The sequence below is a fragment of the Synechococcales cyanobacterium T60_A2020_003 genome (assembly GCA_015272205.1).
Taxonomy (GTDB): Bacteria; Cyanobacteriota; Cyanobacteriia; order RECH01; family RECH01; genus JACYMB01.
Map to the genome: position 1 here is coordinate 1 of JACYMB010000395.1, position 26,450 is coordinate 26,450.

A 26,450-nucleotide genomic window follows, 5' to 3' on the forward strand; every position below is an offset into this window, starting at 1 on the left:
AGATTTCTTTGTTGTAGTCCTCGGCCCATACCGGTTGAATCGCAGGCTTAACGGCGATCGCCCCCCAGAGACCTATCGCAACAAGGGCCAGAATCACCAATCGGGCAATGCGACGAATCCAGCATCGGTGGGTTTTACGTTCGACTTCCAGTTGACACGTTTGAACCGTCATGCTAAACCTACAATCTCTCAAAATGCTTTCAGAACTTAGTACGGAGAACATTGAATTAACCCAACACTCCGTAATTTACGGGAGTCATCCCAGGCCATCCGTTTCCTATCCTGATACTACCGGAATGTGTTGAGTAAACATCATCTATAGATACAGGTCTACATGTATAGATACAGGTCTACATGAATAGGGCAAACTCACGGCGATCGCCCAAGCGGAATAGTGCGATCGCCGCTCAAGCCGGAATCCTGGGTGAACATCTAGTGCGAGATTGGCTCCTGCAACAGCACTGGCAAATCCTGCATCAGCGTTGGCGTTGCCGCTGGGGGGAACTGGATCTGATCGCCCATCAGGGGCAAAACACCCTAGCCTTCGTAGAGGTAAAAGTGCGGGGTCAGGGAAATTGGGATCGCGATGGCCTATTGGCAATGACGACCCAAAAACAGATCAAGCTTTGCAAGGCAGCGCAGCTCTTTTTATCCGAACATCCAGACCATGCAAACAACTTCTGTCGTTTTGACGTAGCCCTTGTGTCGTGGATGCCAAAGCTAGACAGGACAGCCATTTCTCCATCTCCTGAAGATATTGTTCTAGGCCAACCTGTTCCCTACGAGTCCTGCTCTCTCACGCTAGAGCAATACATTGCGGGAGCGTTTGATGCTTTCACGGTATAGCTAAAATTCGTCGTCGTAAGGTTGACTACCCATGCTGGCATCCTGATCGCGCTTAGACCCTAATAACTCCAGCCGATCAACTCGAATTACGGGCTTAGAGCGATCCACACCCGTAGCCCGATCCTGCCAATGATCAAATTTCAAAGCGCCTGTCACGCCGATCAGGCTGCCCTTACGCACATAGTTGGCCGCAACTTCGGCGATTTTGCCCCAAATCTCCAAACTGAACCAATCCGGCTCATCTGAGTCACGTCGCCGCCGATTGACAGCCAAGGTCAAATTGCAAACAACGTTGCCACTCTCGAAATACTTCACGTCTGGATCGCGTCCAGCCCGACCGACTAGATTGACGACATTGATGCTCATAGGTGTTTCTCCAGTTCATTTGTTCTTATCGCATCCTTAGCACAGTATATCGAATCTCTACCAGTGTCGATCTAGACTCTATATACGGTGCCTTAGTGTCAATATACGTGATGCATATAGCGCAATAGCGAACCTACTCCAATAAGCCGTGACAAAGGTTAATATAGACGAGCAACAGTCACTATTAACCCTGCATTCGCTAATTGCAGTTCAGCCAACGCCGAGCAACTCCAAAATTCGCAAGTTGCTAGACTCTATGCCTAAAACGTTATAGAATCCTCATCGACCGTTGGATACTAACAACCTTAAATTTTTATTAACGGCGATCGCTATTACTTTTTGAGGAGTAAAAAGCTAGTGAATTTCTTCAATCGCTTCTCATTTTCACGAGACATGGGTATCGATCTAGGTACCGCAAACACCTTGGTTTACGTCTCCGGCAAAGGGATCGTACTGCAAGAACCATCGGTGGTGGCCATAGATCAAAATGAGAAGATTCCGCTTGCGGTTGGAGAAGATGCCAAGAAAATGCTAGGCCGTACCCCTGGCAACGTCGTAGCCCTGCGTCCGCTCCGTGATGGCGTCATTGCAGATTTTGAAACCGCTGAACTGATGCTTAAGCACTTCATTCGGCGGGTCCACGAGGGGCGTACTCTAGTTTCACCTCGGATTGTGATTGGCATTCCTAGCGGTGTTACAGGTGTGGAGCGGCGTGCGGTGATGGAAGCGGCATCCCAGGCTGGAGCACGCGATGTTTACCTCATCGACGAGCCTGTGGCCGCAGCAATTGGGGCGGGGCTTCCAGTAGCGGAACCCACTGGAAATATGATTATTGATATTGGCGGTGGAACCACCGAGGTTGCCGTCCTCAGTTTGCAAGGAACTGTACTGAGCGAGTCTGTGCGCGTCGCTGGGGATGAGCTAAGTGACTCCATCACCCAGTACATGAAGAAAGTGCATAACCTCGTGATTGGTGAGCGCACTGCCGAAGAAATCAAGATCACGATTGGGTCTGCCTATCCGGCAGAAGACGACAACGAAATTGTAATGGATGTGCGAGGGTTGCACCTCTTATCCGGATTGCCTAGAACCGTAACGGTTAAGAGTCCAGAAATTCGAGAAGCAATGGCCGAGCCACTGCTCGTCATTGTCGAGGCAGTTAAGCGCACTCTAGAGCGAACACCTCCTGAACTTGCTGCAGACATTATTGATCGCGGCATTATGTTGGCGGGTGGTGGCGCACTGCTCAAGGGCTTGGATACCCTGATTAGCCATGAAACTGGCATTGTTGTACACATTGCGGCTGATCCGTTAAGTTGTGTTGTGTTGGGGACAGGGCGTGTTCTAGAGAACTTTAAACAGCTAGAGCGGGTCTTCAGCGGTCGTTCACGAAGTTTTTAAGCTCAGTCTATTGGCTTCTGTCCTAGCTTTGTCCTAGCGATAACAACCTTCAAGCTGGACAGATCGTATAAAGGGTGGTAGATAGGTCATTTCATATAGGACACTTGGAATAGTATTGTCTGCTCCGATGGTTTCCGTACGCATCACATTCTGGGCTTAATGTTTACTTCACGACGTTGGTGGGATCAATACGGGTTAAAGATAGGGGTCGTCGTTTTGGCCCTAGCGGGAGCTTGGGCATTACGTCAAACTCAAGCGGCTCCTGTTTTTGAAGTGTATCGGGTGATTACGCGTCCCTTTCAAGCTAGTCCACTAGAGGATGACATCCTTAAAGATGCCTATGCCTATACACGCGAGCTAGAGCAACGCATTGCAGACCTGGAAAGCCAGAATCAGCAGCTTCAGAGCTTACTAGATTACACCTCTAAGAACCCCGATGAGGGAATTTCTGCGCCTGTCATCGGTCGCAGTTCCGACCATTGGTGGCAGCAAATTGTGATTGGGCGGGGTTCCAATCATGGTATCCGTGAGGGCTCCGTTGTAGTGAGCACGGGTGGTTTGATTGGTAGAGTGACACAAGTTACCCCCAATACAAGTCGTGTATTGTTGATTAGCGATCCGACGAGTCGGGTGGGAGTGACCGTCAGCCGATCGCGGGCGATGGGCTATGTTCGTGGACAATCTGAGAACCGGGTTGTGATGGAATTTTTTGATAAGGTTCCAGATGTACGCCCTGGTGATGTGGTGGTAACATCAACGTACAGCCAGCTTTTCCCGCCAGGGTTAACGGTGGGGCAGGTAGAGTCTGTGAATTTGAATAAGAGTCCAGCTCCAGAAGCTGTGGTAACGCTTTCTGCCCCGATCAACATGGTTGAATGGGTCGTCGCATACGACAATTCAAAGCTTTCAGAGGATGAAGCGCAGCAGCTTGATATTTCGAGAGATGAAGTATTACCGACAGAGACCGACCGCATCAGTGGGGAGGAAGAACGCCCTTGATTCGGACGCTGTCGCTTAGCCCTCTTGGACGATGGATCCTGGACTGCCTGGTCACCGTTGCATCGGTAGTGATTTGCTTATTTATTTTGCCCACGCGGTTGCCAGGAATGGAGCTTTTGGGGGTTGCCCCGAATTGGCTGCTGATTTGGGTCGTGTCATGGAGCATTAGCCGTAACATTTGGCAGGGAGCGATCGCCGGATTAGCGCTGGGCCTCATTCAAGATGGGATGACCTTCTATGAACCCACCCATACTTTCAGTCTAATTCTGGCAGGAGTCATTACGTCCCGTCTGCAGAAGCAGCGCTATGTCCAAGAAGATTTTATTTCCGTTGCCCTAATTGTGTTTGGTATGGCCGTTGTGACGGAGACGATTACGGCTGTACAGTTCAGTATTGAAAGCTTTGCTAATTCTGCCCATCGTGCCTATCCTACTCTGGCCGAAATCTGGTTTGAATATCAACGGATTGCGCTTAGCTCTGCGATTTTGAGTAGCCTATGGGCTCCAGTGATTTACTATCCACTGAATCGCTGGTGGGAATGGGTGCGGTTTATGGATCAGCGGAGCTAGGAGCTATTGGTTGTAGTCAGGTGAGGGAGATTTAGAGTTACCTCGCTAGCCAATGCTGCGACAGTCTGAATAGGTAGCGATGGTTTTGCTTGAGTAACACGTAAATGTAGACGCTAATCAGGGCGAGTAGGCACAGGTTTCCTATCGTTACGTAGGTATTAATAATCTGCTGATCGCTCCAGCCCGCGTAGCTTAGATTATTCATGTCGCCATTTTCCTCTCCCCCCCAGAGGGAACCCCAAGGAATATCTCCCACTCCCCGTTTAACTTGTCGCCACAGCCAAAACTGACCCCAAAAGGTGTAGGCAGCCCCTAATACAACCGGATAACGGTAGAAATCCCATCGCCAATAGGCAGGGAGCGGGAAGTAAAAACTGACAATGAGCAAGGCACAAATATAGAATTCGCCGCCAATTCCGCCAAAGGACAGCAGCGTTTCAAATTGGGGTTCGGGTAACAGCCAAGTACACCAGAACTGCACCACGATTAAAACTCCTGCTAGAATCATCGGCCATCGCTGGCGTTCGCGTCGGCCTGCCCAGAATAGCAGCCCTAATAAAATCAGCACTCCAAAATACACAAAAAGGGAACGATCTTCGCTCACATTTGTCCATCCAAAGGGAAGCGGGATGGCGCGACGTCCAGACATCCAGGCAATCGTGGCGTGCCCCAACTCATGGAACCAAACTTTGATGCCCCATAGTAGAAAATTCAGGGTTGGGATGGCGTTGATCCCGATGCCTAGCAAGATTAGAATCGGGAAGCCAAACGTGTTGATGTGGCGATTCCTAAACGACAGTAGATCTCGATTGTCTACGCTGTCTTCAAGTTCTGGTGATGGCATTGGAAAACGATGATGCCAGCCCACTTTATTAGGTGATGCTAAACCGTAGACGGCTACTTCTGGTGCAGCACTTCTGAGATGGGCGAACCGTTCCTGTTCGAGGAGGGTGTAGATGACGGCGACCGCTCGGTTGGGTTTTGCAGATGAGGCGGGTTCTACCCGAATTTGTAGTTGATTGTTATGAAGTCTGCCTTGCCCCTCTAAGCCGTGCTCTCGCAGCACGTTCGGTAAGATGGCGATCGCCTCTGCTACCGGATCGGCATTAGACGGAGGTGGTAGGGATTGAGCAGGCTCCTGAAAACTCTCCTGAATTAAGGTGTAGGCCGCCTTCAGAGGGGCAACGCTAGCGCGATCGCCCTGGCGTAAGCAGTTCGTTTTGAGTCGCAGATAGGCATCACGAACGGTATCTAACGATTCCCCTGGTTCAGTCTGGAGGGTGTGATAGGCCCTATCCAACGCCGATGGTGGCGACTCCGGGGATGACGATGTTGACAGGCGATCGCCCGCCGCCTCATTCATAGAAAGCTCAACACTCCAATGCGGTTGAGATAATGCGCTAGAGCTGTAGTGAATCTGAACCGTTCGGATCCCTTTAGGCTGCAAGCGCCCCATGCCTTGCTGGACGGTGTTTGTTACCCAATCTTGATCGACTGGATTTTGGCTTTCCAGACACAGGATGATCTGGGACGATTGGCGATCGCCCCTTACCGTAATGCTATGGGCAGCAAAGGCTTGGTTCAGAAGGCAGGCGATCGCATCGGGATCTCCAGCTTTAGCACGGGTCACATTGGATACGGCTGTCATCGATTACCCCTTTAGAGCCGTGAGGATAGGTGCGCTGCTACTGCCCCGATTCTATCGCTGGCGGGTAGGCTTGGAGCCCTGACCACGAATCTCGAACCCAATAGCGTTCGGATTGCTCCTTGTGAGGATCGTTATCAGTTTCTTGGGGAACGGCGTATTGAGGCATCAGGGGAACCTTGCCATACCCTCCCGGAATATCAAGCACGTAGGTGGGTTGGCACAGTCCAGATACCCGCCCCCGGAGCGCTTCCATCAAGGCTTGACCTTCTGCAATCGTGGTGCGAAAGTGGTTTGTGCCCTTGGCCATATCCCCGTGATGGAGATAATAGGGCTTGATGCGGTTGCGAATGAGCGTCCGCATAAGCTGGGTCATCGTTTCAGGATCATCGTTCACGCCCTTCAGAAGGACACTCTGACTCAGCATGGGAATTCCGGCATCCACTAAGCGAGCGATCGCCGTTCGGGACTCTTCAGAGAACTCACGAGGATGATTGGTATGCAACACCACATAGACGGGCGTATCAACTTTGAGGGCTTGTACCATGTCGGGGGTAATGCGCTCCGGATCGACGACGGGCACCCGCGTATGAATGCGAATAACATCCACATGGGCGATCGCGTCTAGAGCTTGAATAATAGCCGCTATGCGTTCAGGGGAAAGAATCATAGGATCTCCCCCCGTTAAGATCACTTCCCACACTTCGTTGTGATCACGGATATAGTCGAGTGCTGTCTCTAATTCAGTAGGGGAGAGTCCTTGACCATCGTTTCCTACCTTTTCGCGGCGGAAACAGAAGCGACAGTAAACAGGACAGACATGGGTCGGCTTGAGCAGCACCCGATCTGGATATCGATGGGTAATTCCCTTCACGGGAGTAAATGGATCATCGCCAATGGGATCGGCCCGTTCTTCGGGCAGAACCGTCAGCTCATCTGAGGACGGAATAAACTGGCGGGCGATCGGATCATTCGCATTATTGGGATGGATGAGATCCATCATGGCAGGTGTGACTGCCATTGAAAATTGCTGTTGGGTTTCATCAATCTCAGCAATGCGATCCGGGGAAATCAATCCTGCATCTGTTAGATCCTGACCTGTGCGGGCAGTCCGTTTCTGATTTGAAACCAGACGATTCACAAAAGAAACCATGCTGAATTTCCTCATGAAAACGACGGGCGATCGCGAGCGACTGCCGTTCCGTGGTTTTACCATAGCCCAAGATTGTAAAATCAATCTCCATAATTTTTAGGAGATGGATCCGTTTGGGTTGTGATACTCAATTTCTCTAACCATATAATGAAATAACCGTATACTGAGAATTTCAGGCTATGGAGTTGTTCGGCACACTTTACGAGTGGTACCAAATACCTCCGTGTTTCCCCAACCATCTCAACGGGAAATGTTGCATTTCTTTGCAAGAGTTGCCTTAAACCTGAGCGAGAATCCTTAGCTGTCAATGCTTGATGTTGCTGGGATCTTGCCCCATTCAGACGAAATGATGATTCTGGAAAGTAGCGGGCTGTTTACCCTCCATGATCCCGATCATTCGGTGACGCAGACCATTCACGCGATCGCCCAACAAATTATGGCTTGAGGGAAAACAGGCTGTAATTTTTGCGTAAAGATTATCAATTTGAACCGAACTTTTGCTTCGCCTGATCGTACATTTCAGACGTGATGACTGACTCCCCAAGATCTTGGCAAAACTTCTCGATTTTCTTGCGAGCTGCAGGGCGCACAAAAAACGGAATCTCTTTAAGTCGAGCTTCGGCTTCGGGAGTCCACTGAACAGAGTCGCTCATAGGTGAAGTCAACGCAATTTAGAATACTTGCTTAGTCTAATGGTTAAAATTGTACTTTTACAATTGGCTCTGCTGAATTCTACGCCGAAAGCATCTACTCTCCGCCCGATAGTTCTATCGTACTGGCGCTCGCCCGCATCCATCGTCTAGCCCTAACCAGCGCGTTTACATATCAGTACGCTGTAACTACTGTTTTGTGAAATAAACAAAACTCTTCTCAGGGCAAAATCCCCAACGCTACTGCATTGTTTTCGAAACATGATTGCAGCGTATGTAAAACAGCTTATAAGTTACTAGAAATAATTAAATATAAATCTCCAAAAGTCCTGCACCGTCAGCAGCACGGTCGAATAAAAAAACACAATTTTTAATTTAGTCAAGTTACTTATAAAACTCAAACCATGAATCTGGATATGAATAGAAATAAAAATATTGCTCTACTGAGCATCATTTTGTTAGTTTCAATTATTCTCAATCTCTATAGCATTAACTTTCCCTTTGGATATCATCCAGATGAGGTCATCAAGGTTCATTTTATTCAGAATAATACCCAAGACTTTAGTCACCCTATTCTCATCCTTCAGATTGTAAGAATCTTTAACAGCGTATTGAGATTCCAATCTGAACAAAGCATTGTTACCTTAGGACGAACCACAACAGCAATTTTAGGAACACTCAGCGTTTTCTTAATATACACACTTGCTAGGCGTACCCTACCTACCCCATATGCTCTAGGTGCCGCTCTTCTGACAGCAGTTGCCCCAGGGTTGGTCGTTCATAGCCATTACCTCAAGGAAGACGTTGCATTTACCTTTAGCGTACTGCTATCCTTTATATGCTTTTTCCACTTCATAGATGCATTTTTGGATACCCAATCCTCCTTGAACCCATCACTATTATTTTCGAAGCCTAATCATGACTTAATGTGGAGACCTGTAATCCTGCTTGGACTTGCAACCGGACTAATGCTTTCTGCAAAATACAAAGCTCCTATCATTATTTTCGTTTATCTAATCTCCCCTCTCTATGTTTTTCAACTGAGAAAGCTATCTTATTTTAAGAATGTTAGCTTAGCACTTATTATCTCTATTGTTGTATTTTTATTGATTAATTTTCCAATCTTAATTAGTACAAATACTTTTATTAATGGATTTAACTATGAATTTAAACATGCTATCACTGGACACATCGGCATTTCTATTAATCCTTTAGAACATCTATTTCTATTCCATGCAAGATATAGTATTATTCCATCTCTAACAGCTCTACCATTTCTATGTGCCCTTCTCTTTATGGCCTACAGTATGTGGCAGTGGAGAGAGACATCTTGGCAAGATCTATTTTTGATCGTTTATGTCGGGATCTATTACCTGACAATAGAACTATCCCCGCTAAAGCCCTGGCCTGATTTCATGCGCTATATCGTGCCGCTTATCCCCATTCTGGCTTACATGGGTATGCAATTAGTTCATTTAATTGCTAATTATGTTCCTCTGGAGGTTAGAAGTTTTTCTGCACTAGCATTAACCACGATCTTAGTACTCTTCCCTTTTATAGATAGCGTTAAGTTGAGCTATTACTTAAATCGAGATACAAGAGATCAAGTCAATGAGATCATGCTCTCTAAAGCAGAGCCTATCGTCTACGAGGCTTATGTAAAACCGTTTGTCTATCCACCAGAGTATCCTCGACTAACGGAGTTTAATCCGCAAGAGGTCTGTACGATGATTGCGAGTAGTTTTATGTATGAACGGTATCTATTGGCTGGAACTCTCAGTAATCAAGCACCAGATGTTTATGAAAAAAACCAGCAATACCTGAAACTCTTTCAATATCCCTACACTGAAATCTCACCGAAGCATCGAAGCTTTGCCTTCAGTAACCCGACACTGAGGGTGATCGATACTTGCTACAAGTCAGAACCATAGCAAGAGCAACGTCATACCAACGGGCTATTGCGGATCGACCGCCCCTAGAAACATCTCTAAAACATTAATGTAAGACGTTCCCGTAGGCGTGGAACCTGTTTGCAAAGGGTCAGCTCATTCCCTTCGTGGTTCCAATGAACACGATCGAACACCTGATATAAGATATATAACCCTCGACCACATTCCTCTACATCATGAATGGCTTCTTGGGAACAGTCCAATTCATTAGCACAAGGTGAAGGTTGGAATCCTGCACCTTGGTCGGAAATAACCCACCAATACTGACCATCCATCCAGGAGAAGCGTACCAGCACTGTTTTGTTGGGATCCAGGTTGTTTCCGTGCTTGGATGCGTTGACCAACGCTTCTTGAAGTCCCAGCCGTATATCTTCCCGCAGACGCGGAGGAACATTCATCAGGAGCAAATCGAGAACTGGGCGAAGGTGGAGAGTGGAGGCGAAACTTACTGTGCCCCACCTACGACCATTGGGACGTAGTGAGATAGCAATCACGCAAAACCCCTCACTAGATTCAAGACTAACTTAGACGTCCTTGGAACGACCGCGAGACTGGATGCAGTTCCCATGCAATCTACTCCCAGGATTCAAGTACTGCCCTCACTCTTTTGCATGCACTTAAAGTATTGAATAAATTACACACTTAACTATTGTAAATCACATAAAGAGTGAATCGAAGCATGATGTTTATATCTTATCACATTCCCCAAGAGACTTGCGTTTCGCGTCCAGTTCTTTGCCTCTCTAGGACTTACGTTCGCAGTCAACTAGAGCACGCGTATTACTAGCAAGCAGTTCTGGTTATGATTGTTTCGGGTATAAGCGAGGTAATCAGCAACACGACGCATCAACATCAGACCGCGTCCACTTTCTGCGGTTAATTTGACGGTTTCAGGTGTTTGCTGTAACAGTGCATCGAAACCTATTGGATGCCCTTGATCCCAAATCTGAATTGCGACGGCTCGTTGGTAAATGGAAATGTTGACTCGAATTGGGGTTTCTACAGGTAGATGTTTATGAGCATGGCGAACAGCATTATCAAAGCCTTCGATGAGGGCTGTTTGGCACTCTAACCACACCTCTGAAGATACATGGTCAGGGTGGAGGTTTACAAACCAGTCAAGCACGTCTAAAACGGCGTTTGATCGCGTCTCAGTTGTAAATTCAGCGCTGTGAAGAAGTGTTTCAGTCTTCAAACTTGCTGGGGTAATCGGTGGTTTGGATAGGGACTCCATAGCGCGATCGCCATTTGTGTAGTTGACCTAAAATCAGCCTAGGACATGGGCAGCCAGGATTGCATTGTGGTGCTTAGATTTAGCCCATATGATTTAGCCCATATATGCCCATATGATTTAGCCCGTATATAGAGTATTCATTTATTCTACATAGGATGTTAGGGCTAGGTAGTACATCCGTGTGTTGCTGGATGTATGGGAGATGCCCTGACAAACGGCACTGACAAACAAGAAAATGGATGATTACGGTTCTATCTTCCCAGCAAAGTTGTACTTACGATATCGGTGGGGAGATTAGCTTAACAATTAGTGTGCTTGTATTGTGCCTTGGGAACCTCCGAGGCGATCGCCCCAGTGCTGCAGTCATAATTCTAAGCATGACGCTTTGCGTCAGTTAGGGATTTAGAGATAGATTGAGGATTTAGAATACCTGCACGTTGTGGGTTCGAAACTCCAACTGGTTACTCTTGAAGCGCTCTGCCCTTGGAAAGATATGGATCGATTGAATCTCAGCATCGTTCAGCAATTTTGGGCGATCGCCCGAACCTATTGGAGCAGCGAGGAGAAATGGCAAGCGCGAGGCTTTCTCCTCAGTGTTGTGCTTCTCTTGCTAGCCTACACAGGCTTGGGTGTGGTGCTGAACAATAAGCGGGGCGTTCTGATTTCGGCGCTTTCGGCCCATGATGAATCTCGATTTTGGCAAACGGTGGTCATCTTCATTGGGGTGCTTGTGGCGTATGCGCCCTTGCTAGCAGGCTACACCTATCTACGCGATCGCCTGAGTTTGCAGTGGCGCAAATGGCTGACCCATCGGTTTGTCGATCGCTATCTTCCGGTGGTGACGTCGGATGCCCAGGTGGAACGTCCTTACTACACGCTGCAAGTTCTGACCTCTGAAATCGATAACCCTGATCAGCGGATTGCTGAAGATATTCGCAGTTTTACCCAAGAGTCGCTGGCTCTTTTGCTGGTGCTTGTGGAGTCGATTCTTTCTGTCATCGCCTTTAGCAGCGTCCTGTGGGGAATTTCGCGGCTCCTCGTCCTGTTTCTAGTGTTGTATGCGGTGGTGGGTACACTCGTGACCACGGTTGTATTTGGTAAACCCCTGGTTCGCCTTAACTTTGAGCAGTTGAAGCGGGAGGCGGATCTCCGGTTTAGCTTGGTGCGTGTGCGCGAGAATGCGGAGGCGATCGCCTTCTATCGTGGGGAAGAGCGGGAGTCGAATGCGGTTAAGCAGAGATTTTTGGACGTGTTTGAGAATGTTAAACGCCTACTGCTGTGGGAACTGAACCTGAATGTTCTCACCAATACCTATGAATTTATTCCATTCATTCTGCCTGCCTTAGTCGTAGCTCCGGCTATTTTTGCTGGGGATATGGAGGTAGGTAAGGTATCTGAGGCTCAGGGTGCATTTATCCGCGTGTTCTTTTCGTTAAATGTGGTGGTGGCTCGTTTTCAATCCTTAACGACCTTTGGGGCGGGGATCAGTCGTCTATACAGCTTTGCCCAAGTTTTGGAGGCAGAATCTGCAAACGCGGTATCGGTAGAGGCCACCCAGATTCAAATAACGGAGGCGGATCACCTAGCGATTGAGAATTTGACCCTGAAAACGCCCAACGATCAGCGAACGCTGGTAGAAAAGCTGTCCCTCACGGTGCCATCGGGCGAGGGCCTGCTGGTGATGGGGCCGAGTGGATGCGGGAAGAGTTCCCTACTGCGGGCGATCGCAGGTCTCTGGCGTACGGGAACGGGAACCATTCATCGTCCTGATGCAGAGCACATTCTGTTCTTACCGCAACGCCCTTACATGGTGTTGGGATCATTGCGGGATCAGTTGCTGTACCCCAACACGCACTTAGAAGTCGAGGATGATCGCTTAAAACAGGCGTTGGTTCAGGTCAATTTAGCCGACTTAGATGAGCGCTTCGGCGGATTCGATGCTGAACAGGATTGGGGCGATGTGCTATCCCTGGGGGAACAGCAGCGACTGACGTTTGCCCGTCTTTTGCTAAATCAGCCTCGTTATGCGGTTCTGGATGAAGCGACGAGTGCGCTAGATGCAGACAATGAAGAGCGCCTGTATGCCCAACTTAAAGCCATGGGAACCACATTTTTGAGTGTGGGACATCGCCCGACTTTGATTGACTATCATGGACTACTTCTGGAATTCGCGCCTGCACAATCGTGGCAAATTCGCCAGGGTTCAGGCGTTTGAGCGATCGCCCTATGGGTACGCAATAATAATGTTCCAGGATACTCATGGCAGCAAAAGTGTCCAGAGGCGGATCGCCTTCAGTGGAAGAAAGCGTTAAGATATCCGTACTTGTGCTGTACGATCAGTTGCACGCTTACTCGGATGGCCTATGACTTTAGCAGCCGGAACCCCGTTACAACAGCAGCGTTACGTTATTCGAACGGCTCTTGCACAGGATGCCACGTCTGTTAAGTATCTGGCTGATCATACGTACCTAGACCAGCTATTTTGCCTGGAAACATTGAGTGAGCAGGTGCGGCACGATCCGGCCTTTGATGCCATCAGTCAAGCCTTTCTGCATAGCGCCCGCCAGGTTGCCTCCTGTCGCCATCCTCACTTGGCGAACGTTGTGGATGTGTTTTTCGAAGACGGTTTGCCCTATGTTGGGTTCGAGTATCCCCAGGGCATTTCGCTGCAAGACTTGTTACAGATTGGGGAGCCGCTGCCCTCACCGTTAGCGCTGTCCTACGTGCAGCAAGTGGGTGCGGCACTCCAAGGACTCCATGCGTGCGGCATGGGGCATGGCAACATTCGACCCGCTACGATTATTCGCTGTCATGGGCCAGATGGGGTAAAGCTGACAGGTATTCGCTTACCTCTAACCCATTCTTCTAATCCGTCCGAGCGTGATTCATCGTTACCCGATAGGTTTGTGCAGGATGTGCGATCGCTGGCAGCCGTATTATGGACAATGTTAACCACGGAACCGGTGACGCCCGATCTTGCGGATCGCGACATTCTAGCGTATCGTCTACGTCAAGCTGGGATTGCGGTTGCGCCAGAGTTGGTAGAGGCGATCGCCTGGGGACTAGCGACTCAACCGACCCATCAATGGGTACTGAAGGACTGGCTAGGATTGCTTCCTGGGGAATCAAAGGTCACCATGCCAGCGTTTCCCAAGCAGGCGATCGCGCCATCCCGACAGCATGGATCTCAACCCCATCTATCGTCCTCAACGCCTACCGTTATGCAAACGTCCGAGCTCGATCCATCTTCATTTCAATCCCAAGCGACAATGCCCGCATCGACTGGCGAACGCACTCAACTCGAACCCATCACTGCTCTACAAGTTCAAACCTCCCTTCAGTCCGAAGCCTTGGCCTCGCGCCCCGTTCATCGAAAACGGTCATCTCGACGATTGCCTGTGATGTTAGGAATCACCGCGCTGATTGCCGGATTTGCCGGAGCCGGAGCCGGGGCAGCCTTACGATTTAGCGAGCCAACAGATAGTTCGACGGGCTCAACATCAGCATTGTTTAATCGCGCCCAGTCGTTTCCCCCTTCAGATCACTGGCCGGGACAATCTGAATCAGAACTTGACACAACGTCTGGATATCTGTTTGAGCATCCCAACTCTGGCTGGATGGCTCCGACACGCTCGGACTATTCTCCTTCCGCTCCTCAAGCTTCAACCCTACTTTATCCAGATCCATACTTAGATGACGGCATCTCGGACGAATCGGCTGCCGATAGTGCAGACCTTAATCCCTTGGGAGAGACAGATCTGCCTCTGACAGAATCTGTTCCTGACAACAGTGGGGTAGCGCCCGATCCGAATGTTCTTCCCAACCTTCCAAATCCATCTGCGTCCCAAACCAATTCGTTCGGTGCATCTTCACCCCCTCCGGCTCCGGCCTTACCCGAAGCGGCTCCATCTCCCGTTCCAGAGGCGGCCTTACCTACAGCTCCTCCTCCAACTCCGATTAAGCAAGATGACGCGGAGACGCCCTGACGCTGAAGATGAGGAACTTGTCCAGATGCGTATTCCGTAGATCCCAAATTCCTCCATCTGGGTGATCTAATTGGGGCTACCTGCATCGACGGAAAATCTTCATACTCTAGGCAGAGACCATCTACACAATACTGAACGTATTGAGTGAGAGTTATGACGCCTTGGGTTCAGCACCTTCATACTCGTACCCAGTCTGTTTCGCGATCGCTGCATACGGTACTGCAGCTTCCCGAAATGTCCGGGCACTACCGAAAGTGGCGACAACAGTTTTTGGTGGAACGGGTGCGCCTCACCATCCTGGTTGCGGTGGTCATTTTGGGAATTCTCGCGGTATTAAATGTCTTGGTCGTATTTCCGGGGATCAATGCCGCTGGAGATCCGTCCCAATACATTCATCCTGAACAATTGCGTTTTTACCTCTATCAGGTTGCAGCCCAGGAATGTGGTCTCCTGCTGTGTTTGGGAATGACCCGCGTTAAGCGTTTACAGCAACGGCGTTGGCTTCTGTTTCTAGGGTGTGCGTGGTCGATCCTCCTACTGCCTCAACTGATGTTGATTGCACGGGGCGAGGTTCTTCTAAACGATGACGGCTGGATTATCAGCTTTATGGCCCATGCGATCCTGATTCCTATTCAGTGGGAACTGCATCTCATGGCTCAATTGGGCGTGTTGGGAACCTTTGCGATCGCGACCGGATTTTTGGGGTTAAGGGATCCCTTTGTGCCGATTGAGCTTACCCAAACCGCGTACATTTCGGTGGGCTTTCATGTCTTGATCGTGTGCTTTATTGCGGATTTGGGGGTGTATTTGTACGAGCGGTTGTTGCGTCGGGAGTTTGAGCTTCAGCAGCAGCTTCGCCTCTTCCTCCATGCGGTTTCCCACGATTTACGCAATCCGGTCTTGGGAAATACGATAGTGCTGAAAAATTTGAATCGCAGCCCAAATCCAGAAACGCGAATTCCGAAGCCAATCCTAGAGCGCATGATTGACAGTAGCGATCGCCAGTTGCAATTGATCAATTCCCTCCTCGAAGTTCATTCCGCCGAAACCGAGGGCATCTACCTCCGACAAACTCCGGAAGTTCTAAACACTATTGTTGAAACCGCCACTCAGGATATCCAACCGCACCTCGACCAGAGTTGTGCAACTCTGCATCTTGGCGTTCCTCCCGATCTTCCCCTGGTGTTCATTGACCCTCTACAAATTCAGCGGGTGTACAATACGCTACTCAGCACGATTTTGGAACATAATCCGACGGGCGTAGAACTGTGGGTGTCGGCACAGCTTACCAGTACCCTCTACCCCTACCAAAGCAATAAACGGGCGCGTGGGGGCACTCCAGACTCATCCAGAGGATCAGGATGGGTCTATTGCAGTGTTAGCGATAATGGCGATCGCATCGTAGCCGATCAGTGCAGCAAGGCATTCGATCTGTACAGCCAAGGGCCCTGCGCTCGGCAAACGCTGGGAACGGGGCTAGGACTTTACATCTGCCAGCAAATTATTGAAGCCCATGGTGGAGCGATCGGGGTTCATAGCCTACCGAAACAGGGGAACAGGGTTTGGTTTACATTGCCCGTGGCGAGTCCTGAGCAGGCTAGAGATTACACATAATCGTGTGGGTTGCTAGTGGGCAATGAAGGGCGATCGCCCTAAGCCTCTCCAGAAATTTGTAGGTAAACCGTACGCTCACGGGGGCCATCCAAGTCTAAAAACAAAACCGATTGCCAAGTTCCCAGCATCAGGTTGCCGTTCATAATTGGAACCACTTCACTCGTACTCAGCATCATCGCCATCAGGTGAGAATGGGCATTAATCGGTTCATCGTCCGGCACAGTCCGCAGGTGCAAATCGTTATGGAAGTACCGCCCTGCAGGAGGAGCCAGGCGAGCCAGGTGTTGCTTCAGATCGTGAATCAGACGTTCCTCATCTTCATTGATGACTAAAGCAGTCGTGGTATGCCGTACAAATACGAGGAGTTGTCCGTTGGAAACTTTACTTGCTGCTACAGCGTCCTGCAGTTGAAGGTTTAGATTTTGAACACTGATGCCTGGTTTGGTGGTCAGCGTCAATATCTGATGAATGATTGGCATACAAGATCCCGATTATGGCGTCTGGCAAAGTAGTATGGGAGCATTCATAATTATCCTGCGTTTGTTGCCAGACACTCGGTACATGCAATTGTCCATTCACGTCGCTATGATGAATCGAATTTATGCTCTCGGTAGTATGGTTGCGTTGGGTAGTCTGCTGGTCGTGGTGCCATCGGCTCTAGCTCAAATACAGCTTGATGGCAATCTAAAAGTGACGGTGAATGCGCTTGATTCACAAGAGGGAGCGGTTTGCTTCAAGCTATTCTCTGGACGTCAGGGCTTTCCAAGTGAAGATGACAGCGCAGTTTTAAAGCGATGCGTTCCCATCGAAGAGGTACCGTTAACAGTCACGTTCGAAGATCTTCCCTTCGGAAACTACGCGGTGGCGGTTTACCATGACGAAAACGAAGATAGCATTATGAATCGCAATTCCTTTGGGATGCCGTCCGAAGGATACGGATTTTCCAATGACGCGCCTGCTATGACAGGGCCAGCTCAGTTTGAAGATGCCATGTTTGTAGTTGCAGGTCCAACGACCGAAATCCAGCTCACGATGCGTTATCCAGAGTAATGAAATGCTGAAGACCCCTTGTAGCTCAATGCCTCCGAGGGCGATCGTGAAGAACTGTAACATGATGGCGACAAATCGTCTTATCATGGCAAATAGTCAATTGCCAGGTTCAACCTTTTTCAGGACGCTGTATCGCTCTATGAATACAGGTGTTCTAAAGCTAACCCCATATAAATCCTAAAGACGAAAGACGAAGGTAGGAGTGAGTCCATGAAAACAAAACTATATCGCAACGGTTTGTACGGTCTGCTAGCCCTGGTTCTGGTAGCGTCTGTGGGTTGCAGCGCTGGCAATCAAGACTCGTCCTCAGCTTCAAAAGGAACCCCTTCAGAACAAACGTCAGATAAAGCAATGCCTAAGCAATCTCAAGAATTTGTAGTTCAAAACGGTAGTGGTGCAACGACGGTTTCGCTGAAGCCTACCGACAATGGTGCCGAACTGGTTGATGCCAGCGGTCAAACCCTGGCGACCTATACGATGACTGAATCGGACGATGGCAAAAAAGTAGAAATCAAGGATGCGAGTGGTCAAGTAACGGGCTTTATCGCTATCAAGGGTAAAAACTACACGATTCAAGATGCATCTCAAAAGCAGCTCTTTGCGCTGCGGGCTGGCGGGGATCAGCGCCATCGTTTTGTGAATGCCACTGATGAGAACATTTACGTGCTGAAAGTTAAAGAGAACGGTTATGTCGTTCGAGATGCGGAGAAGCAAGTCATTAACAAAGTGAAGGGTGGTAAGCAATCCGTTCTTCAAACGGCTGAAAAGCAAGCAGTGTTGCAGGCTGAGGGCTTATCTCCCTTGGCGATCGCTGTTTTTGGTTTTAGTGAATTGAGCCAGGAACAGCAAGGGGCTTTGGCCTATGTCGTTAATACCCAAGGCGCGAAAGCGGCAAAACCTGCAAAGGCGGACAAGAAGGGCAAGGCTGAGGACGGTGAGGCGGCTCCCAAGAAAGAGAAGAAATCTGCCGACACCCCTGCTGATACCCCCGAAGCGGCAGAATCTCCAAAAGCTGAGTAATAGTCAAAAAGGGCGATCGCGTTTCCTAGAGGTGCGATCGCTTCTGCTTTAGCAAGGTTTGCTTGGCTCTCTCCATTAACGCGATGTGCAACTAATTTGCCCTCATCCTTTGCCCTCATCCCAACCCTTCTCCCCAAGGAGAAGGGCTTTCGGACATTTCCGGTTCCCTCGCCCGTTGGGAGAGGGCGAGGGTGAGGGTAGTCTTTGCCAGCGTTCTATAAAAGTCACATATCGCGGCTCCATTCCCCAATGGAAATAGAATCTGGCTCTGTTTGTTCTGTGGATGGAGCCAGTTCTGTTTTTACTGCCGTTCGGCCTCAGACTTGGGTGGGAGGCAAGGGAACTTGCTTGGTTGTACCAGTTTTGAGTTTTGAGTTCTCAGGTTTGAGTTACAAATGCGTTGCTGTGTCACGGATTTTCGCCTTTCATCTAGAGATGAAATTTTTGAAATTGGGGATTACATTGGCGATCGCCCCTAGAATCACGATAAAACTTGAACATGAGATCAAAACCCGGCACTCAGCCTGAGGTGTATTCAGCCCAGCAGTCTCCTTGAGCCAACATTTGTTTTCCCTATGAATCGAACGCTGGTTTGGTATCGTCGAGATTTGCGCGTTTTTGATCATGCGCCCCTGCACCGGGCGGCCAGTCGGGGGGCGGTCATTCCGGTGTTTGTGCTCGATCGGGCGTTGCTGCTGCATCCAGAGACTGCCGTGGCACGGGTCGCGTTTATGCTGGAGTGCTTGAAGGCGCTGGATCAGGATTTGCGCGATCGCGGCGGACGGTTAATCCTACGATTTGGCGATCCGGTCACCCTATTGCCTCAACTGGTTCGGGAAACCAACGCCGACGGCATTTACGCCTACACGGACTGCGAACGTATCTATGGACGGGTACGCGATGCACGCCTGAATCGGGCGATCGCCCAAAACCAGATGAAAATTCGCTGGTTTGAGCCACCGGGCAGTTTTCCCGATTTAATGCCCTATCCGGCCTATCGCGATCGCTGGTTTGCCGATATGCAGCAGCCTTGTGTTCCAACTCCGGCGTCGATTGTGGTGCCTGAGGAGGTGGCGAGTGATGCCATGCCGAGTTTGACTAGCTTGGGGCTGACACCGGATGGCAAACCGATTCCTCCCGGAGGCACTGCCCCAGCCCGACGACAGCTCCAGGACTTTTTGGATACAAAAGTCGATCGCTACTACTGGCAGTTGTCCTATCCGGGGGCAGAGGCTACCACCGGCCTCAGTCCCTATCTGAAATTTGGCGCAATCTCGGTGCGCGAGTGCTACCAAACCGCTCAAACACTGCCGATCGCCGATACTCGTATTGCTCGGAGCAAGGCGCAATTCATTTCTCGCCTGCGTTGGGGGAGTGGGTTTACCCAGCGGTTTCGCTACCTACCCCAGTTGGAGGTGCGATCGCTCTACACTGTATTTGATGAGGAGGGGTGGGCGTTTGACGAAGACCTATACCAAGCGTGGCAAAGTGGCCAAACCGGATTCCCCATTATCGATGCGGCGGCGCGATGCCTCCAGGCAACGGGGGGATGGAAACAGCTTAACTTTCGGGTGCGAGCGATTTATGCCAGCTTTTTGAGTAATTTACTGGGGATGGACTGGCGTTACGGGGCGCTCCACTTTATGCGGCATTTGATTGATGGCGATTGCCCGATTGACCATTACCAGTGGGCGATGCAGGCGGGCGTGACCCATTGCATTGATAAATCCTGGACTCGGATTTATAACCCGGAGCAAACCGCTGTCGATCGCTGCGACCCGGACGGTCTGTTCATCAAACAGTGGGTACCAGAACTGGCGCATTTACCCGCCGCCGCCTTAGGATTACCGGCCAGTTTTGCCGACTATCCCAAGCCGATTCTGGATTACAAAACGGCTCGCCAAAATCGGGTGCAGCAGTTGGAACAGCAGCGGCAGCGCTATCGGCTATCGCGCAATGTGTTTCCCCATTTGGCGCGGCTGCCGGAATCCGTGGTGCCCTTTGGGAGCGATCGCGTTGAGAGTGACGTGACTTGGGCGCAGGAACCCTGTCGGGATTTATTTCCGGCAGCGCTAGATTTGGATGCCCTGGACGCTACGGACGCCAACGCGCTTCGCACCTGGTTTGTCGCCCATGTAGATATTCAGCCCCGTCAGCAAACGCGTCGTCGTTCTGCGTCAAAGTCTAAGTCCCAGGATGAGTCTGTGATCCAATTCACCCTGTTTTGATTCGGCAGAATTAAGGCATCATGTCTGTAGTACTTCACGGCACCCATGACGGCTTTCACTCCCTACTGGCTTGAACACATTCGCGCTGGCGATCGCCTCCAGGTGGGAGATAAAGCCCTGCAACTGGCGCTAGCGATGCAGCAGGGATATCCCGTACAGCCAGGATTTGTGATTCCCGCGACAGTGCTGCACTGCGTCTTGCAATTCACCCCCTGGCCCTATCCGCTGTTGGTGGAATTGGCCGAGTCCGCGTTGCAGTTTGATGAATACAATCCCCGCCAGTTGCAATCGGTGGTGCGCCATCTGCGGGAGATCTTGGCGCAAACGTCCGTTCCCAATGATTTTCTGTCCAGTGTCCTAGAGGCTGGCCACCTATGGAGGTCGTCAGCCTTAATTTTGCGTCCGTCGGTGGCGATCGCCGACCCTGCATCCCCCAATCTACGAGGATTGCTAAAGGCTCAGGTTTGTCTGCCGTATCCTGGAGCGATCGCCCATGCGTTGCAGCAGGTATGGGCGGAAATTTTTCGGGCGCGGAGTCTTGTGGTTTGGCATCGGCTGAAGATTCCGTTGCGCCATGTTCACTTGGCTGTTCTGGTACAGCCGATTGAGGATGCGATCGCCAGTGGGGAAATGAACATTAGCAACTCCCAGATCGAAATCCGCTCTACGGTTGGCTTAAGGCAAGCGATCACCGATGGTAACGTTACACCGGACGAATATCGTATTCAGCTTCAGTCCTATCCCGAATACGAGGAACGCCTAGGGCGTAAGCTCTACCAAACGAAGCTCGTTTATTCAAGCATCGACCATCAAGAGGGAGCATTGCCTAGGGTGGATGGGCGGGCGGTTGATCTTGCCCCTGCCCTGCAAGCTCAGCCGGCTCTTCAGCCAAGTCAGATCCAACACCTCGTCTACCTTGCCCAACAGTTCCGGGCTGAGTCTGACGATTCCGTTCAGATGGATTGGACAATTCCAGAATCTCCGCCTGCGGACATCCGAATCGTGCGAATCACTCCTCTCCCCCATCCCGTTTCCCAGCCCTCATCCTATGTTGGGTTGCAACCCGAAGCCACTGTTCCAGAAACCCTATACGGATTAGCGGCGGCACCGGGACGGGCGATCGCCCCAGCTTGGCTCGCCCCAACCTTGGAAGACAGCGCAGATATCCCGGAGGGGGTGATCCTGGTTACGCCTGTGGTCTACCCAGGCTGGCTGGCGTGGCTGCATCGCGTCAAGGGAATCGTGACCGAACAGGGAGGCATGACCAGCCATGCTGCAATTCTGGCGCGGGAATTGGGGATTCCGGCGGTGGTCGGCATTGAGAACGCGACCCGTCTTTTGGCAGCCGGAGATCAGATCTATGTGGATGGCGATCGCGGTACGGTGCAGAAAATCACGGCAAACCTGGCGACTCAGATTGCGCTGAATGCGTCCAATCCCAGTCGTGCCTCTCAGGAACCATTCGACCAAGGCGGAACGAACGCGAGCGCGCCTGCTCTGTGGTCGTCTGATATCGAGAGCGCTTCCATACCGCATCCTCTAAAAACGAGGCTGTTGGTGAATTGGGGACAGTTAGAACAGGCTACGGAGTTGGCAGCACTGCCTGTGGATGGGGTAGGGCTGTTGCGGTCAGAGTTTTTATTGGGCGATCGCCTGACTCACTATCGCCAAGCAGAAGTTGACCGAACCTGGGCGGTGAATGATATTGCCGAGCGCGTTCAGACGATTGCCCGTGCCTTTTTTCCGCGTCCGGTGTTCTACCGTTCCCTAGATTTGCGTTCCCATGAGATGTCTAGGGACGACCACCCTACGCTTTCTGAACTCAACCCCATCCTGGGAATGCACGGAACGCTCAGCTATCAAGCCGATCCCAGCCTATTTGATCTGGAAATGATGGCGATCGCCCACCTCCATCAGGCCGGATTCACCAATATTCGGGTGGTGCTTCCGTTTGTACGCACGGTGGAGGAATTTGTCTTTTGTCGTCAGCGCATCGAAAAGCTTGCCTTTCCTAAGCCGGATCTACTGGAAGTCTGGATTATGGCGGAAGTGCCGTCAATTCTGTTCCTATTGCCTTCGTTAGCAAAGGCGGGGGTGAGTGGCATTTCGATTGGGAGTAATGATCTCACTCAGCTCATCTTGGGCGTCGATCGGGATCAGGCCGAAATGGCGATCGCCTACAATCCCCTGCATCCAGCCGTTCTGGCGGCGATCCAGCACTTGGTTCAAACAGCTCGGCAATTGAATCTGCCCTGCTCCATCTGTGGCCAAGCCCCCAGTCAATACCCAGATTTGATTGAACGGTTGGTGGGGTGGGGCATTACGTCTATCTCTGTGAGTCCTGATGCAGTGGATACAAGCCGACAGGCGATCGCCCGTGCCGAGGCTAAAGCAAGTTCGACGGCTGTGAACGTTCCACGAATTCTCTAATACCGAGCGATCGCCCCTAGTGCATCTGCTCTACAATACCTACCATCCATCACCTGTCCAGTGTCATGACCTTCTACTCCGCCTCTCCTGACCCGATTGTGGATCTGCCTGTGGTTGCTGAACCGTCCCGTTCCTACGCTCCTGAAACAGCGCAGTGGGTTGAAGCCTTGGTGGATTGTCCGGGGGCTCAGGGTCTCTATACCTACCGCTGTCCGCCGGAACTGGCGATCGCACCGGGGGATATTTTAAGTGTGCCCTTTGGCTCGCAGCAGGTTGGGGCGATCGCCATTCGGATGTTGGAACGTCCGCCCGTTGCTCTGGACTCTGGCTCCATTCGGGAGGTGGACGATATCACCTGTCCCCGATTTTTCCCAGCCCACTACTGGACCTTGCTGGAACAGGTTGCCACCTATTGCCAAACGCCTCTGATTCAAGTGATTCGGACGGCTCTCCCTCCGGGACTGTTGGGGCGATCGCAGCGCCGTATCCGCCTCCAGCCAGAGGCCATTCCACCCGGAGGCGAAACCTTTGTATCTCCCGTCGCCCAACAGATTCTCGAAACGCTAAGGGCACAAAAACAGGGCGACTATACGTGGCAGTACCTTCAACGCCAAGTCCGGGGAGCCTATCGCGGACTGCGGGAACTGCTCCAGCGGGGATGGGTGGAAAGCTATCTCGAACCCCCAAGTACGGTGCGTCCAAAACAGCGGCAGGTCGTTACGCTGGTCGGCATCCCTGCGGATTTAAACCTCACGGCTCGTCAAACGGAAATCTTAGAAATCCTCAAACGTCGCGGTGGCGAGCTAGGACTTCAGGAACTGCTGCACATTAGCCACGTTAGCTCTTCAGTAGTGAAAGCCTTGGCACAAAAGGGCTGCGTAGTGATTCAGTCACGGGAGGTGTTGCGTACCGGAGTAGAAGGGAACATCACCCCGGATATGCCGAAAGACTTGACCTCTGGACAGCAGGAGGCGCTGCAACGGATTTTGTCCCTGAATCACTATGCCCAGGTGTTGCTGCACGGGGTCACGGGTTCGGGTAAAACCGAGGTCTATCTTCAGGCGATCGCCCCTGTCCTCCAACGCGGTCAGTCCGCTTTAGTGTTAGTTCCCGAAATTGGCCTAACGCCGCAATTGACCGATCGCTTCCAGGCCCGATTCGGCGGGCAGGTGCAGGTCTACCACAGTGCCCTATCAGAAGGTGAACGCTATGACACCTGGCGGGCGATGCTAACGGGCACGCCCCAAATTGTGATCGGCACTCGTTCTGCAATCTTTGCCCCCTTGCCGAAGCTCGGCATGATCATTTTGGATGAAGAGCATGACAGCAGTTTTAAGCAGGATCAGCCCCCTCCCTGCTACCATGCCCGCACCGTTGCCCAGTGGCGTGCGGCGTTGTGTGACTGTCCGTTAATTCTGGGATCGGCAACACCTGCGGTAGATACATGGTTTGATATTTGTCATGAATTACGACCATCTGATCACGACTCGGATAGAGGATTGAGCGATCGCCTGCCTGTCTCTCCAACACCAGAAAAGCTCTATCTTTCACTACCGACTCGGATTCACGCCCGACCGCTCCCTCCCGTCCAGATTGTCGATATGCGATCGGAATTTCAGTCGGGGAACCGCTCGATTTTTAGTCGTCCGCTCCAAATTGCCCTCGAAGACCTTCAACAAAACCAACAGCAGGGCATTCTCTTTATTCACCGTCGGGGACACAGTACCTTTGTCTCCTGTCGGGCCTGTGGCTATGTGGTGATGTGTCCCCATTGTGATGTGTCGTTGTCCTATCACCACACTCACGCGGCTGGACCGCCTCTGCTGCGCTGTCATTACTGTGGCTATCAGCGTAGTCATCCGGCCACCTGTCCCGAATGCGACTCGGCCTATCTCAAAAATTTTGGTAGTGGCACGCAACGCGTGGTTCAAAACCTTCAGCAGCACTATCCTGAATTGCGCTGTCTCCGCTTTGATAGCGACACCACCCGCACTAAGGGATCCCACCGAGCCTTGCTGACCCAGTTTGCCAATGGAGAGGCAGATATCCTCGTCGGAACGCAAATGCTCACCAAAGGAATCGATCTACCTCAAGTCACTTTAGTGGGTGTAGTAGCGGCGGATGGACTGTTGAACCTAGCCGACTATCGCGCTAGCGAACGGGCATTCCAAACCTTAACGCAAGTGGCGGGGCGGGCAGGACGGGGAGAAACGCCCGGACGGGTGATTATTCAGACCTATGCACCCGAACATCCGGTGATTCGGGCGGTCGGAAAGCACCACTATCATGCCTTTATTGATCAAGAACTGCAGCACCGTCGCGATCTCCACTATCCTCCCTATGGACAGCTTATTTTGTTGCGATTAAGTAGTCCTGACCAAACTGCAGTGATTCAAACCGCAGAAACATTGGGCGATCGCCTTCGTCCCTCCGATCCAGAAAGTGCAGGGTATGCCTTGCTAGGTCCGGCTCCGGCCTCGGTGCCTAGGGTGGCACGACGCTACCGTTGGCAAATTTTGCTCAAACGCTTGGATCCCGATGCCTCACTACCAAATTTGGAAGAGGTGCGATCGCTCTGTCCCTCTAGCGTTAGCCTGACTATAGATGTAGACCCGCTGAATTTCATGTAGACCTGGAGAGTTGGTGATGCACCTATAAAAAGCAGCGGTGCAGGCTGAAAACCTACCTGCACCACCAACGGCTAGTTCGATGCATTGTGAGCCGTGACTCGATCCCACAATGCCCGGATTATGTCTATACGAAGTAGTCGATGACTTCAAGCTTTCCAGGCTTATAGTCGCCCGCTGACGCAAAATCGGATTTTGTCAGTTTGCCGAGCTCAGCAACTAAATCATTCTTCTCAGAGTAACCGAGGCGATTGTCGTTGACGGTTAAATACCACTTGCTGCCGTACTGGAAAATGGCCGCGTGACCTTTCTGTAGTGGCTCTAACTTCTTATTCGAAGGAATGATGTCGTCGTAGACAGCACTGATGGCATCCTTAAGGTTCTTAGCCTTGACCGTGCCGACGTTATACAACGATCCGGGGCGTTCTGACTTTCCGGTTGTCGTGTAGTCATTGTCATAGTCAAGTTGGAAGCGATCGCCCTCTCGTTGGTTGAAGTCCTTAATCTTGGCGCGACTGGAGAGGATAGAGGTGCGGAGAGCCGCTTTCGCGTTTTTACCACTAAACACAAAGGTATCTCCCCCAGCACCACCAACCATGATATCGGGACCACCCGTCTGCAGAAAGATATGGCTTTGTTGCATGATTAGAAAAACGGTCAGGTTCGCCTTGAGAGTGTCCTGG

Annotated in this window: 23 protein-coding genes; 14 read left to right on the forward strand and 9 right to left on the reverse strand. The window is 50.9% G+C overall.

Annotation, left to right across the window (positions count from 1 at the left end; genetic code table 11):
- On the reverse strand, positions 1-172 hold a 172-nt coding region (locus IGR76_19165), incomplete at its 3' end, for a hypothetical protein (protein ID MBF2080569.1).
- 182 nt (positions 173-354) lie between these two features.
- Between IGR76_19165 and IGR76_19170 the strand changes: the two genes are divergently transcribed.
- Complete coding sequence (locus IGR76_19170) at positions 355-846, forward strand: YraN family protein (GenBank protein ID MBF2080570.1); 492 nt, start codon at positions 355-357, stop codon at positions 844-846.
- Here the strand turns inward: IGR76_19170 and IGR76_19175 are convergent, their stop codons facing one another.
- Positions 847-1,212 carry a single-stranded DNA-binding protein gene (locus IGR76_19175; GenBank protein MBF2080571.1) on the reverse strand — a complete coding sequence of 122 codons (366 nt, stop codon included), beginning with the start codon at positions 1,210-1,212 and terminating at the stop codon, positions 847-849.
- 393 nt (positions 1,213-1,605) lie between these two features.
- Here IGR76_19175 and IGR76_19180 point away from each other — a divergent pair, with 393 nt between their 5' ends.
- The 3 genes from IGR76_19180 to mreD all read left to right on the forward strand — a co-directional run bounded on the left by IGR76_19180 (position 1,606) and on the right by mreD (position 4,181).
- Complete coding sequence (locus tag IGR76_19180; protein ID MBF2080572.1) at positions 1,606-2,613, forward strand: rod shape-determining protein; 1,008 nt, start codon at positions 1,606-1,608, stop codon at positions 2,611-2,613.
- 159 nt (positions 2,614-2,772) lie between these two features.
- Entirely contained in the window at positions 2,773-3,612 is an 840-nt protein-coding gene (gene mreC / locus IGR76_19185) for a rod shape-determining protein MreC (GenBank protein MBF2080573.1), read from the forward strand.
- Between the two features lie 47 nt (positions 3,613-3,659).
- Positions 3,660-4,181, forward strand: a complete 522-nt coding sequence (gene mreD, locus IGR76_19190; protein MBF2080574.1) for a rod shape-determining protein MreD — start codon at positions 3,660-3,662, stop codon at positions 4,179-4,181.
- A 37-nt stretch (positions 4,182-4,218) separates the two neighbouring features.
- Here mreD and IGR76_19195 read toward each other — a convergent pair whose 3' ends face one another.
- Together IGR76_19195 and IGR76_19200 are read right to left on the reverse strand one after the other, a co-directional pair.
- Positions 4,219-5,829: a hypothetical protein gene (locus tag IGR76_19195; GenBank protein MBF2080575.1), complete on the reverse strand. Its 1,611-nt coding sequence runs from the start codon at positions 5,827-5,829 to the stop codon at positions 4,219-4,221.
- Between the two features lie 37 nt (positions 5,830-5,866).
- Positions 5,867-6,979: a lysine-2,3-aminomutase-like protein gene (locus IGR76_19200; GenBank protein MBF2080576.1), complete on the reverse strand. Its 1,113-nt coding sequence runs from the start codon at positions 6,977-6,979 to the stop codon at positions 5,867-5,869.
- 307 nt (positions 6,980-7,286) lie between these two features.
- Between IGR76_19200 and IGR76_19205 the strand changes: the two genes are divergently transcribed.
- Positions 7,287-7,424, forward strand: a complete 138-nt coding sequence (locus IGR76_19205) for a hypothetical protein (protein MBF2080577.1) — start codon at positions 7,287-7,289, stop codon at positions 7,422-7,424.
- 34 nt (positions 7,425-7,458) lie between these two features.
- Here IGR76_19205 and IGR76_19210 read toward each other — a convergent pair whose 3' ends face one another.
- A complete protein-coding gene (locus tag IGR76_19210; protein ID MBF2080578.1) occupies positions 7,459-7,632 on the reverse strand; it encodes a PCP reductase family protein in 174 nt (57 codons plus the stop codon).
- A gap of 401 nt (positions 7,633-8,033) precedes the next feature.
- Here IGR76_19210 and IGR76_19215 point away from each other — a divergent pair, with 401 nt between their 5' ends.
- Positions 8,034-9,560 carry a phospholipid carrier-dependent glycosyltransferase gene (locus IGR76_19215; protein ID MBF2080579.1) on the forward strand — a complete coding sequence of 509 codons (1,527 nt, stop codon included), beginning with the start codon at positions 8,034-8,036 and terminating at the stop codon, positions 9,558-9,560.
- A 56-nt stretch (positions 9,561-9,616) separates the two neighbouring features.
- On the opposite strand, the gene IGR76_19220 is transcribed toward IGR76_19215, so the two are convergent.
- The gene (locus IGR76_19220) at positions 9,617-10,072 is read right to left on the reverse strand and encodes an ATP-binding protein (protein ID MBF2080580.1); all 456 of its coding nucleotides are present in this window, start codon (positions 10,070-10,072) and stop codon (positions 9,617-9,619) included.
- Between the two features lie 272 nt (positions 10,073-10,344).
- Complete coding sequence (locus IGR76_19225; protein ID MBF2080581.1) at positions 10,345-10,773, reverse strand: anti-sigma regulatory factor; 429 nt, start codon at positions 10,771-10,773, stop codon at positions 10,345-10,347.
- 532 nt (positions 10,774-11,305) lie between these two features.
- Here IGR76_19225 and IGR76_19230 point away from each other — a divergent pair.
- From IGR76_19230 to IGR76_19240, 3 genes are all read left to right on the forward strand, one after another.
- Positions 11,306-13,027 (forward strand): ABC transporter ATP-binding protein/permease, encoded by a 1,722-nt coding sequence (locus IGR76_19230; protein MBF2080582.1) that lies wholly within the window; start codon positions 11,306-11,308, stop codon positions 13,025-13,027.
- A gap of 148 nt (positions 13,028-13,175) precedes the next feature.
- Entirely contained in the window at positions 13,176-14,798 is a 1,623-nt protein-coding gene (locus tag IGR76_19235; GenBank protein ID MBF2080583.1) for a hypothetical protein, read from the forward strand.
- 153 nt (positions 14,799-14,951) lie between these two features.
- Positions 14,952-16,412 (forward strand): HAMP domain-containing histidine kinase, encoded by a 1,461-nt coding sequence (locus IGR76_19240; protein MBF2080584.1) that lies wholly within the window; start codon positions 14,952-14,954, stop codon positions 16,410-16,412.
- A 38-nt stretch (positions 16,413-16,450) separates the two neighbouring features.
- On the opposite strand, the gene IGR76_19245 is transcribed toward IGR76_19240, so the two are convergent.
- Positions 16,451-16,891: a YjbQ family protein gene (locus tag IGR76_19245; GenBank protein ID MBF2080585.1), complete on the reverse strand. Its 441-nt coding sequence runs from the start codon at positions 16,889-16,891 to the stop codon at positions 16,451-16,453.
- A 106-nt stretch (positions 16,892-16,997) separates the two neighbouring features.
- On the opposite strand from IGR76_19245, the gene IGR76_19250 reads away from it, so the two are divergent.
- The 5 genes from IGR76_19250 (at position 16,998) to priA (ending at position 25,770) form a co-directional block, all read left to right on the forward strand.
- Positions 16,998-17,462, forward strand: coding sequence for a DUF2141 domain-containing protein (locus IGR76_19250; GenBank protein MBF2080586.1), 465 nt, complete (start codon positions 16,998-17,000; stop codon positions 17,460-17,462).
- A gap of 210 nt (positions 17,463-17,672) precedes the next feature.
- Positions 17,673-18,482: a hypothetical protein gene (locus tag IGR76_19255; GenBank protein MBF2080587.1), complete on the forward strand. Its 810-nt coding sequence runs from the start codon at positions 17,673-17,675 to the stop codon at positions 18,480-18,482.
- A 575-nt stretch (positions 18,483-19,057) separates the two neighbouring features.
- The gene (locus IGR76_19260) at positions 19,058-20,710 is read left to right on the forward strand and encodes a deoxyribodipyrimidine photo-lyase (GenBank protein ID MBF2080588.1); all 1,653 of its coding nucleotides are present in this window, start codon (positions 19,058-19,060) and stop codon (positions 20,708-20,710) included.
- A gap of 45 nt (positions 20,711-20,755) precedes the next feature.
- Complete coding sequence (locus tag IGR76_19265; protein ID MBF2080589.1) at positions 20,756-23,140, forward strand: phosphoenolpyruvate synthase; 2,385 nt, start codon at positions 20,756-20,758, stop codon at positions 23,138-23,140.
- 65 nt (positions 23,141-23,205) lie between these two features.
- A complete protein-coding gene (priA, locus tag IGR76_19270) occupies positions 23,206-25,770 on the forward strand; it encodes a primosomal protein N' (GenBank protein ID MBF2080590.1) in 2,565 nt (854 codons plus the stop codon).
- Positions 25,771-25,894: 124 nt separating this feature from the next.
- Here the strand turns inward: priA and IGR76_19275 are convergent, their stop codons facing one another.
- A complete protein-coding gene (locus IGR76_19275; protein ID MBF2080591.1) occupies positions 25,895-26,410 on the reverse strand; it encodes a hypothetical protein in 516 nt (171 codons plus the stop codon).
- Positions 26,411-26,450: the final 40 nt, after the last annotated feature.